Here is a 10185-nt window from a genome sequence, read left to right as displayed (position 1 = left end):
CGTGGGCATCGGCAGGTCGGTCATGAAATGCCTAGTTCAAGGGGCTTCGACCGGACCGATCGATTGAGGTAACCACTCATAGAGACTGGTCCGCTTTCGCACCTTCCGCCCTCGGTCAAGCGCCAGCTCGACGAAGTCGTCGGGAAGGAGCGACTGTCCATGCGCAGCACCAGCGGCGCGGCAGTTGTTCTCGTCGGTGAGCGTGTCGCCGAGGTCGTTGACACCCGCCCGCAGTAGTTGCGAGGCACCGGCCAGTCCGAGCTTGACCCAAGAGGCGTGGGTGCTCTCCATGATCCTGTGATAAGCGATGCGCGCGACGGCGTTGGCGAGCACCGTCTCGCGCCACGCGGGGCCCCGGCGGGCAGCGCGTTTGAGATAGCCGGGCGCGACCATTTGGACGAAAGGCAGGCCGACGAACGGGGTGAAGCCTCGGTGCGCGCCTGCAGGTCGCGGTTGCGCACGATGTGCCGGGCCACGTGCTCGAGTCGTTCGATCGAGCCGAACATCATGGTCACATTGCCGTACAGACCGACGCCGTGTGCGACTTCGTGGGTGTCCAGCCACTCCTGGGTGGTCACCTTGTCCGGGCAGAGCACAGCTCGGACCTCGTCGTCGAGGATCTCGGCGGCAGTGCCGGGGAGGGAGGACAGGCCGGCATCCTTGAGCCGGATCAAGTATTCGGCGATGGGCTCACCCACCCGATGGGCACCCTCGTGCACCTCCAGCGCTCGGTTGACGACATAGGGCACCGTGTCGCCGACGGCCGTTTGCCGCAACTCGTCGGCCAACGCGGCGACGGCCGCGACCTCGGGTCCCCGGGCCGACAGGAGGGTGACCATTTGCTCCTCCTCGACCCGCTGGCCGTCTCGGACTCCCGCGAGGACTTCGGCCACAGCGCCGGGGAGGTGAGCACTCGGCAAACGGGGCCCGGGGGTAACCAGCGCGGAGGGGCTGCTGAAGGGGATCGCGAGCCGGCCCGACGCTGAGAAGGTCTCGTGACGGCGGAAAGGAGTCTTGTACGCAGCGCCGCGGCGCGCGGCCAGGTCGGGTAGCCTCTCGAGCATCATGCCCTGGGAGACGCTTCCGGGCCGCAGGGTGGCAAGATCCGATTCGTTCAGCGCACCGGCATTGGCATGCTGCAGCAGGCCCGTCTCTTCGAGCACGACGGAGCACATGGCAGCCAGGTAGTCCACGGTCCAGGGCGTGCGCCTTGACATGCCACGCGTCAACGTCGACACCCTCGCTTGCGAGCGTGCGCCCTGATCCCGTCCCACGATCGGTGTCCGGGTTTCTAGGTGGCGGGCCTTGCGGTACCCGTGCTCCGAAATCCACTCCCGCGCAACGGGATAGCGATCCTCTGTCGCCTCGACGAGGGTGAAGAGAGCCTCGTGGCAACCCGCGCCCGCACCGGCTGAGGCGATGGCCAACACCTCCTCGGGCGACAAGTATGGCGCATCGAGAGTGCGCGGTGCGGTGGCGAAGGTGCAAGAGCCGCACCGGTCGCGGCACAGCCGGGTCAACGGGATTGAGTCGGTGGCCACCGTGCCCGTGGCGGCGGCGCGGATTGGCGCGAGCCTGTGCGAGGAGATCCTCGGTGGCCGCCGCCACGAGGCGAGACTGCTGGACCACTGGCTCATCGCGTCAGTCCTATCGCCGGCGTGGCCCCGATGGAAAAAACATGCGTCCTCTAGGAACGGACATCGGGATCAGACCCTCTCGTATGGCTCGTGGTGATGGATCGGCCCGGCAAGCTCGCCCAAGCGCTCTCCGCCCCCGCCCCAGCGCAGCGCGATGATCTCGGCGGCGATGGATACCGCCGTCTCCTCGGGTGTGCGGGCCCCGAGGTCCAGCCCGATCGGAGAGGCAAGCCGGCTCAGTTCCTCCGCTGTCAGACCCGCGTCGAGGAGGCGGCGCGTCCGGTCCTCGTGCGTACGGCGTGAGCCCATCGCGCCGACATACCCCACCTCCGGCAGGCGCAGCGCGATCTCCAACACGGGCACGTCGAACTTCGGGTCGTGAGTGAGGACGCAGATAACGGTGCGCTGATCGATCCTCCCGGCAGCAACTTCCTGAGCCAGGTACTTGTGCGGCCACTGCACGACGACCTCGTCGGCTTCCGGGAATCGCGACGCGGTCGCGAAGACGGGGCGGGCGTCGCATACGGTCACTGCGTACCCTAGGAACGACCCGACCCTCGCTACGGCCGCGGCGAAGTCGATGGCGCCGAAGACGAGCATGCGCATCCGGGGCGCGTATGAGGCGACAAACACGCGCAGGCCTTCGCCCCGCCGCTCGCCGTCCGGGCCGTAGGTCAAGGTCTCCGTCCGCCCTGCCCCTAACAACCCACGCACGTCGTCGATCAACGCCGCATCGGCCCGCTCAGACCCCAGCGTGCCGGAAACGGCCCCGCCTTCCGGATGCACGACGAGCCGACATCCGATAAGCACCGGGTCCGGGTGTTCCACAACCGTCGCTACGGCAACGGGCCGTTCCGCCGCAATATCGGCCGCCACTTCCCCGAGTTCGGGAAAGGTCCGCCTGGATACGTCCTCGATGAAGAGATCGAGGATCCCGCCGCAGGTCAAGCCGACCGTGAACGCGTCGTCATCGGAGACGCCGTAGCGCTGCAGCACGGGCGCGCCGGTGGCCATCACCGTTTGCGCCAGTTCGTAGACCGCTCCTTCGACGCACCCGCCGGATACGGAGCCCACGGCCTGACCCTCCGGTCCGACCAGCATGGACGCTCCTGGCTGGCGTGGGGCGGACCGGAAGGTCGCTACGACTGTGGCCATCCCGACACTCCGGCCGGCCTCCCACCACGGCAACAGGTCGGCAAGCACGTCACGCACCGGCAATCACCTCCGTCATCTCCTCGAACGTCGCCAGCGAATGGCCCGCGAGGAAGTCGTCGCAGTAGGGCAGCACCGCCCGGATGCCTGCCTGCACAGGCGCATACCCGGCCAGACCGCGGTGCGGATTGACCCAGATGACCCGGTGCGCCAGCACCCGAAGTCGACGCATCTGCTCCCCGAGGGCCTCCGGGTCACTTCGCTCCCAGCCGTCGCTAAAGACGACGACCACCGCGCCGCGTGCCGTCCCACGCCGCCCCCAGCGCTCTAGGAAGATCTTGATGCCCTCGGCCAGGCGGGTGCCTCCGGACCAGTCCGGGATCGCGTCGCCTGCGGCCACGAGGGCCTGGTCGGGATCGCGCCTGCGCAGTGGCCGGGTGATATGGGTCAGCCGCGTGCCGAAGGTGAACACTTCCACCGGCAACCCGGTCGACACGAAGCGGTGCGCTAGTCGCAGCAGGGCGTCGGCATAAGGGCTCATCGAACCGGAGACATCGATGAGCATCACGACACGCCGCGGTCGGGGAGCACGCCGGCGATGGCGCACCCGCCCCGGCTCACCCAGCCGCCGCAACATCTCCCGGAGGGTTCGAGCGGGATCAACCTCGCCTCTCCGCGCGGGTGTGCGCCTATGGGACCAACGGCGCGGAGCCCGTGGCTGTATCCGGGTGAATAGCCGGCCTAACTCCGCCTTCTCGCCGGCCGATAACGTGGCGACATCCCGTTGGCGCAGCACCTCGTGCGAACTGGCCTGAGCGACCTGAGATTCCTGCTGGTCCGACTCCGTCCCACCTTCGCCGACTTCGGCCAGAGCCGCGGGCGCGGTGGGGGCCGGGGGCCGGAAGCGCTGCCCAGCGACGGCGGTTTTGCCCCCGAACCAGGCGGCGTACACCGTGTCATGACGCTCGAGGTCCGCCGGTGAGCCGCACAGAGTTGCCCGCCCGGCGTGATAGCACCCGTGCGGATCGTCGAGCCCGAGCGCGGCCGCTGCGCGAAGGTAGGCACGTTCGCGATCCGCCGTAATATCGACCCCTGCGGCGCGCAAGGCCAGCGTGAAGCCAAGCAACATTTCCTCGGGCGGGCGGGGCAATGCAAGGTCCATCACCCGAGGATCCTCTCGATGGCGCACTGGACGCGGTCGGCATCCTCGCGGTACTTGATGGCCACGCCGAGAGTGGCGGCCGCGGCCTCGGTATCTAGTTCTCGAGTGCCGAGCGCGTGCAGGGCCCGGGCCCAGTCCATCGACTCCGCAACGCCCGGCGGCTTGAGGAGTTCGACATCGGATCGGAGTGCCTGAACCGCCCGGACCACCTGCTCCGCGAGGGCGTGCGACACCTCGGGGGCGCGCCGTCGCAGGATGGCAATCTCCCGCTCGAGTTTCGGGTGGTCGAGCCACAGATATAGGCAGCGCCGCTTGATCGCGTCGTGCAACTCCCGCGTGCGGTTACTTGTCAGCACGACGACCGGAGGGACCTGTGCGCTGATCGTGCCGAGTTCGGGGATGGTGACGCGCCACGTCGAGAGCACTTCGAGCAGGAATGCCTCGAACTCATCGTCAGCGCGGTCGACCTCGTCTATGAGCAGCACGCACGGACTCTCACGCAGTGCCTGAAGCACCGGTCGCGCCAGCAGGAAACGCTCGGCGAAAAGCCCCTGCTCGATCTCGTTCACGTCGCGGCCCTGCTCCGGCACGGTCTCCAAAGCCCGAAGATGGAGGATCTGGCGCGGAAAATCCCAGTCATAGAGCGCCTGGGTGGCGTCCAGTCCCTCGTAGCACTGCAGCCGGATAAGGGGGATGCCCATCGCCTCTGACAGCGCTTCCGCGAGCGACGTCTTACCGGTGCCCGGATCCCCTTCCATGAGCAGCGGGCGATGCAGGTGCAGTCCGAGCCAGGCGATGGTCGCGAGTGCGTCGTCGGCGAGGTAGCCGGTCGCGTCGAGGGCCGCCGCCAGATCGGCCGGCGACGTGAAGGGCAGTGGGGACTCCATCTGCCCAGAATGACGAACCGCCGGCGACCGCGGGAGACCACAGGGGCACCGCTATGCGCGAAGGGGAACTCCCGCGCACCAATGGTGGTCAAAGTGCACACCTGACACATAGACGTGGGCACGATGAACCTACCGTCCGGTCTCGCACCTCCTTACGTTGCTGCCACAACGCGGCGAGCAGCCCCCGACCCCTCCGGGGTGAGGGCACTAGGTCCAACCTGTGTCCTCCTCACGTCGCGCCCGAACCAGCGGCGGCCCAGTCGCCGGAAGGAGCAGTCCATGCGCGGACCACTGCGGCGAGGCCTCATGCTCGCCACCACCCCCCTCCTGGCGCTGGGCGCTTGTACGACGACGAGCACCCACGACCCCACCTCGGCAGGCTCCGCGGCGCCCGGCTCGACCGGTCAAACCCCGGCCGCGGCACCCGCGACCAAACCCGCGGACAACGCGAGCCTCATTGAGGCGAAGGTCGACGCCGCGACGCCCTCGGGCGATCCGATTGTCATCGGCCAAACCGCCGGCCTGACCGGGTTCATGTCACTCTACGATCTGCCGATCCAGGCAGGCATGAAAATGGCTATCGACGACGTGAACAAAGCGGGCGGAATTCTGGGACGGCCTGTCGAACTGGTCACGACGGACAACGGCACGGACGTGGCCAAGATCCAGACCGCTGCCGAAGCGATCCTCGAGAAGAAGGCCGACTTCGTGTTCACCTCGTGTGATTACGACATCGGGGGCCCGGCGGCGCGAACCGTCAACGCGAAGGGAGTGATCGCGTTCGGATGCGCCGGCGCCGCCGAATTCGGCTTCAAGGGGATCGGCGCCCTCACCTACAACCTCAACAGCGGCATGAAGGCCGAGGGTTCGGCGATAGCGGACTACGTGAAAACCAAGGGCTTTTCAAAGCCCTATCTGATCACCGACCAGGCCCTGCAGTTTACCCAGACTCTGGGTGAGACATTCGCGGCTCGCGCCAAAGAGGTCGGCCTCGAACTGGCCGCCGAGGACGACTACCAGAACGGTGATGCGTCGGCTGCTTCCCAGATCGCCGGCATCCGGCAGTCGCAGGCCGACGTGATTATCCTCGCGAGCTATCCGCCGGGCGGGGCCACATTGCTGCGCCAGATCCGCACGGCCGGAATCAATCTGCCGGTCGTCGGTGGGAGCGCCTTCGACGGCGTGTACTGGCTGGACGCTGTGAAGGATCCCGGCGACTTCAGCATCCTGGTGCCCACGTCCATCTATGGGGACGACTACAGCGCTGCGCGGAACGAGTTCTACAAGAGGTTTGAACAGGAGACAGGCAAACCCCCGGCGAGCGGCATGTACCCGGCCTTCGGCTACTCCGCTGTGCAGGCCTTCTCCCTCGCCGCCGAGCAGGCTGGCAGCCTCGACGCTGCCGCCCTGCAGAAGGCATTCGACGGTTTCACCGACGTCAAACTCCTGCTCGGCAACACCACCTTCACCCCCCAGTGTCACATCCCGACCCCCCGGCGGGCGCAGGTCATCAGCTACCAGGGTGGCAAGCCGAAGGTTGTCGCCTATACGAACACCGACGCCATCCCCGGTGAACAGCCGTGCTGACAGGCCCCTACGGATGAGTGTGCGGGATCGCAGCGAAGGGAGCGATGAGTTGCGCACGGGCGCCGGCCTCGCGCTGCGCTCGAGTGGGTTGTCCGTCACCTTCGATGGCATCAAGGCCGTCCAAGATGTCGATCTCGAGCTGCGCCACCGCGAGATCCTGGGACTGATCGGGCCAAATGGGGCAGGGAAGACGACGCTCACCAACGCCCTGACCGGCTTCGCGGCGTATTCGGGGCGTCTCTCGGTCGACGGTGCGGACGTCACGGGGTGGCGTGCACACCGCCTCGCCCGGTTCGGCGTGCGGCGCTCGTTCCAAGCCGTTCGACTATTTCACGGCATGAGCGTTCGGGAGAACGTCGAAGTAGCGGCGCTGGGCTGCGGATTGTCGAGCAGGGACGCGCGCGCGGCTGCGACCGAGGCGCTCAATGCGTTCGGTCTCGGCAGGCACGCGGCATCGTCCGCTGACGCCCTGCCCTACGGCGACGAGCGGCGCCTGGGCATCGCTCGGGCCGCCGTCGGCAACCCGCGCTACCTCATCCTCGACGAGCCCGCGGCCGGCCTCAACGAGGAGGAGAGCGATGTTCTGTTCGAGCAGTTGGACGCCGTACCAGAGATGTTCGGGTGCGGTTTGCTCCTCATCGAGCATGACATGCGGCTCGTGATGCGGCTGTGTCATCGCATCCACGTCATCGATCACGGCCGGACGTTGGCCATCGGCACACCCGAGCAGGTCCGCTCCGACCCCGCGGTCATTGATGCCTACCTGGGGAGCGGGGCACGCCATGACTGAGACGACCCGGCCGCTCCTCGACGTCCAGGACCTGACCGTGGCCTACGGGACCCTCACCGCCGTCCGTGGCGTGTCGCTGTACGTCCAACCGGGCGAGATCGTCGCTGTGGTCGGGCCGAACGGTGCGGGTAAGACCACCACCTTGTCGGCCGTCGCCGGGCTCCTGCGGCCCCGCGGCGGGACCATTGCGTTCCATGGGCGTTCCATCGACGGCGAGAAGCCGGAGGACGTAGTGCGCCGGGGGATCGCTCTCGTCCGCGAGGGCCGTCACATCCTGACATCCCTCACGGTCGAAGAGAACCTCCTCCTCGGTGCGACCTGTCGGCCGGATCGTGAGCAGGTGCGCCGATCGCTGGACGAGCAGTTCTCCAGGTTCCCGATCCTCGCCGAGCGACGGAGCCAGCACGCGGGGTACCTGTCCGGCGGCGAGCAACAACAGCTGGCGATCGCTCGGGCCCTGATGTCCTCCCCGCAGTTGCTGCTTCTCGACGAGCCGTCACTCGGTCTGGCGCCACGCATCGTCGACGGCGTGTTCGAGACCATTGTCGCCTTGCGCGAAGACGGGCTCAGCATCCTCCTGGTCGAGCAAAACGCCACGCGGGCGGTCGAGATGTCCGACCGCGCCTATGTCATGGGAACCGGGCGCGTCACCCGCTCGGGCACCCCGGAGGCTCTCGGAGAAGGAGGCGGGATGGCTGCGGAGTATTTGGGCCTAGAACCCGAGGTGACCCCGTGACCGCTCTCATCCAAGCCGCATTGGACGCGGTCTATCTGGGGAGCCTATTCGCCCTGTACGCGTTGGGCGTCGCCATGATCTTCGGCATCATGCGGCTGATTAACTTCGCGCACGCCAGTTTGATCACGGTCGGCGCGTACGCCATGGCCGTCACGGCAAACCTCCCTCTTGTGCTTCGCATTCTGGTCACCGTCGCAGTCTGCGTCCTGCTCGCTCTGCTTCTGGAGTTCGTTGCCTTCCGGGGTTTGCGGGGAGCCGATCCCGCGACGCTGCTCGTGACCTCTTTCGCCGTGTCCGTCCTGCTCACCGCTCTGTGTGAAGCCACGTTCGGGTCACTCCCGAAGGCGAGTCCCCTCGACGACTGGTTCCAGCTGAGTTGGGTGTTCGGGAGTGTCTATGTCCCGACCCTCAATGGCGTGACCATCATCGTGACGGCGCTTTTGCTCATCGGCTTGAGCCTCTTCCTGGCCAAGACCCGCTGGGGCACGCACATGCGCGCCGCGGCAGAGGACTTCACCACCGCCCGCATGCTTGGGGTGCGCGCCAACCGGGTCATCATGCTGGCCTTCGCCATCAGCGGGGTGTTAGCTGCCGTGGCGGCCATCCTCCTTGTGGGCACGACGGGAACGGTCACCCCCATCTTCGGGCTCGCGCCCGTGCTCTACGGACTCATCGCAGCGGTGGTCGGCGGCCTGTCCAGCCTTCGCGGCGCGGTGTTAGGCGGGTTCGCCCTGGGCATCACGAGCCAGCTCTTGCAGTCGTTCCTGCCCGGTGACTTGCGCCCCTTCCGGGACGCCTTCCTGTTCGCAGCTGTTTTTCTCCTTCTCGTCGTCCGCCCCCAGGGCCTGATCTCGCCGAAGCAGGGTGAACGCATATGAACCGACTCGCCGGGCGCCTCGGAGTGCCGCTCTCGTTGTTCGCGCTCGTCGCCGTCGTGGCCACGATCGTGTACGCGGTGTCCCCGAACTCGCTCCAACAGGCCGTCATCGTCATCCTCATCAATATCGTGCTGGTCGTCGGCCTGTACGTGTTCACCGGCAACTCCGGGGTCTACTCCTTCGGCCAACTCGCCTTTGCCATGTTGGGCGCCTATGTCGGTGGGTTACTGGTGATGCCCACCGCCTTGAAACAGGTACAGGTCCCGAACGCGCCCGAGTTCCTGCGGAGCGTGACCTTCGTGCCAGCGGCAGCGGTGCTGATCGCTGGGCTGGTGGCGGTCCTAGTAGCCATTCCGATCGCCGTGCCACTCTCGCGCATCGGGGGGCTCTCGGCCGGCCTGGCGACGGTCGCGATGCTCATCTCGATGAACGTCGTGGCAAGCGAGTGGTCGGATCTGACCCGAGGGCGGCGCGGATTGTCTTCCATACCGACCACCACGACGCTGACGTGGGCCTTGGTGTGGGTGCTCGTGGCACTCGTTGTCGCCGGAGTCCACCAGACCTCCTCTTCCGGCAGGCAGCTCCGGGCCTCACGAGACGACGAGGTCGCAGCGGCCGCCTCGGGGGTGTGGATTTCCCTGCGCCGCGGTCAGGCCTTCATTCTCAGCGCCTTCCTCAACGGTGTCGGTGGCGCGCTCTTCGGCATGTTCCTCGGCTCGGTCAGCCCGTCCGTCTTCTACCTCGATTACACCTTCATCGTCATCGCCATGCTGGTGGTCGGCGGGGCGCGCAGCCTCAGCGGCGCCGTGTTCGGTGCCGTGGTTGTCGGCGTGCTGCAGGAGTTCCTGCGGCGCGTCGAGGACGGAAGCCTGCTTGGGCTCGACGTCCCGTCCCGTCCCGGGTTGGCGAATGTGGCTCTCGGCGTGCTTCTTGTCGCCATGCTGCTGCGCCGCCCCCACGGGCTCACCGGTGGCCGCGAACTGTGCTGGTGGCGTCAGCGGGCCGCGTAATCCGGCTCTTCACCATTGAGTGTGGGGTCATACCCGAGTCGTGCCAATTTAGTGTGTCGCGGGCTCGTGGCCTGTGGCGATGAGGATGTCTCGGGCGGCGTCAGTGAGGGAGTCGGCCGCGGTGTGGGGGTGGCCGGCGATGGTGATGGTGATCTGCTGGATCGGGCGGAGCGCGCGCACGATCTTCTTGATGCTCATGCCGGTCTGGTCTTGGAGGCGCCGGGAGATGGCCAGCGCGGCGAAGACGATGGTCAGGTGGGCCTCGATCGCGTCTTTGGTGTGGTGGAAGATCGGTCGGGCGCGTAGGTCGCTCTTGGACATCCGGAACGACGCCTCGACCTGCCAG

Annotated in this window: 9 protein-coding genes and 1 pseudogene; 5 read left to right on the top strand and 5 right to left on the bottom strand. The window is 67.1% G+C overall.

What is annotated here, in order from left to right; translation table 11 throughout:
- Positions 1–36: 36 nt before the first annotated feature.
- The 4 genes from BN11_RS26245 to BN11_RS20270 form a co-directional block, all read right to left on the bottom strand.
- A complete protein-coding gene (locus BN11_RS26245) occupies positions 37–393 on the bottom strand; it encodes a hypothetical protein (protein ID WP_048700241.1) in 357 nt (118 codons plus the stop codon).
- A 1313-nt stretch (positions 394–1706) separates the two neighbouring features.
- Positions 1707–2849, bottom strand: coding sequence for an XdhC family protein (locus BN11_RS20280; RefSeq protein ID WP_048700239.1), 1143 nt, complete (start codon positions 2847–2849; stop codon positions 1707–1709).
- Positions 2842–3918 carry a vWA domain-containing protein gene (locus BN11_RS20275; RefSeq protein ID WP_235435625.1) on the bottom strand — a complete coding sequence of 359 codons (1077 nt, stop codon included), beginning with the start codon at positions 3916–3918 and terminating at the stop codon, positions 2842–2844. The genes BN11_RS20280 and BN11_RS20275 overlap by 8 nt, the downstream gene beginning before the upstream one ends.
- A 32-nt stretch (positions 3919–3950) precedes the next feature.
- The gene (locus tag BN11_RS20270; protein WP_048700238.1) at positions 3951–4838 is read right to left on the bottom strand and encodes an AAA family ATPase; all 888 of its coding nucleotides are present in this window, start codon (positions 4836–4838) and stop codon (positions 3951–3953) included.
- A 279-nt stretch (positions 4839–5117) separates the two neighbouring features.
- Here BN11_RS20270 and BN11_RS20265 point away from each other — a divergent pair, with 279 nt between their 5' ends.
- Genes BN11_RS20265 through BN11_RS20245 form a run of 5 tightly spaced genes read left to right on the top strand, consistent with a single transcriptional unit; the run spans position 5118 to position 9839 of the window.
- A complete protein-coding gene (locus BN11_RS20265; protein ID WP_162213303.1) occupies positions 5118–6425 on the top strand; it encodes an ABC transporter substrate-binding protein in 1308 nt (435 codons plus the stop codon).
- 13 nt (positions 6426–6438) lie between these two features.
- On the top strand, positions 6439–7215 hold the full coding sequence (locus BN11_RS20260) for an ABC transporter ATP-binding protein (RefSeq protein WP_048700234.1): 777 nt from the start codon (positions 6439–6441) through the stop codon (positions 7213–7215).
- Positions 7208–7951 carry an ABC transporter ATP-binding protein gene (locus BN11_RS20255; protein WP_048700232.1) on the top strand — a complete coding sequence of 248 codons (744 nt, stop codon included), beginning with the start codon at positions 7208–7210 and terminating at the stop codon, positions 7949–7951. The genes BN11_RS20260 and BN11_RS20255 overlap by 8 nt, the downstream gene beginning before the upstream one ends.
- Positions 7948–8829, top strand: coding sequence for a branched-chain amino acid ABC transporter permease (locus BN11_RS20250; RefSeq protein WP_048700230.1), 882 nt, complete (start codon positions 7948–7950; stop codon positions 8827–8829). Before BN11_RS20255 ends, BN11_RS20250 begins: the two co-directional genes overlap by 4 nt.
- Positions 8826–9839, top strand: a complete 1014-nt coding sequence (locus tag BN11_RS20245; RefSeq protein ID WP_048700228.1) for a branched-chain amino acid ABC transporter permease — start codon at positions 8826–8828, stop codon at positions 9837–9839. The genes BN11_RS20250 and BN11_RS20245 overlap by 4 nt, the downstream gene beginning before the upstream one ends.
- 48 nt (positions 9840–9887) lie before the next feature.
- Here the strand turns inward: BN11_RS20245 and BN11_RS20240 are convergent.
- Positions 9888–10185, bottom strand: a pseudogene (locus tag BN11_RS20240) (IS1634 family transposase); the annotation flags it as partial.

The organism is Nostocoides australiense Ben110 (genome assembly GCF_001050535.1).
GTDB lineage: Bacteria > Actinomycetota > Actinomycetes > Actinomycetales > Dermatophilaceae > Nostocoides_A > Nostocoides_A australiense.
Note: the sequence above shows the minus strand (reverse complement) of the source record. Positions and strands in the feature narration are given on the sequence as shown.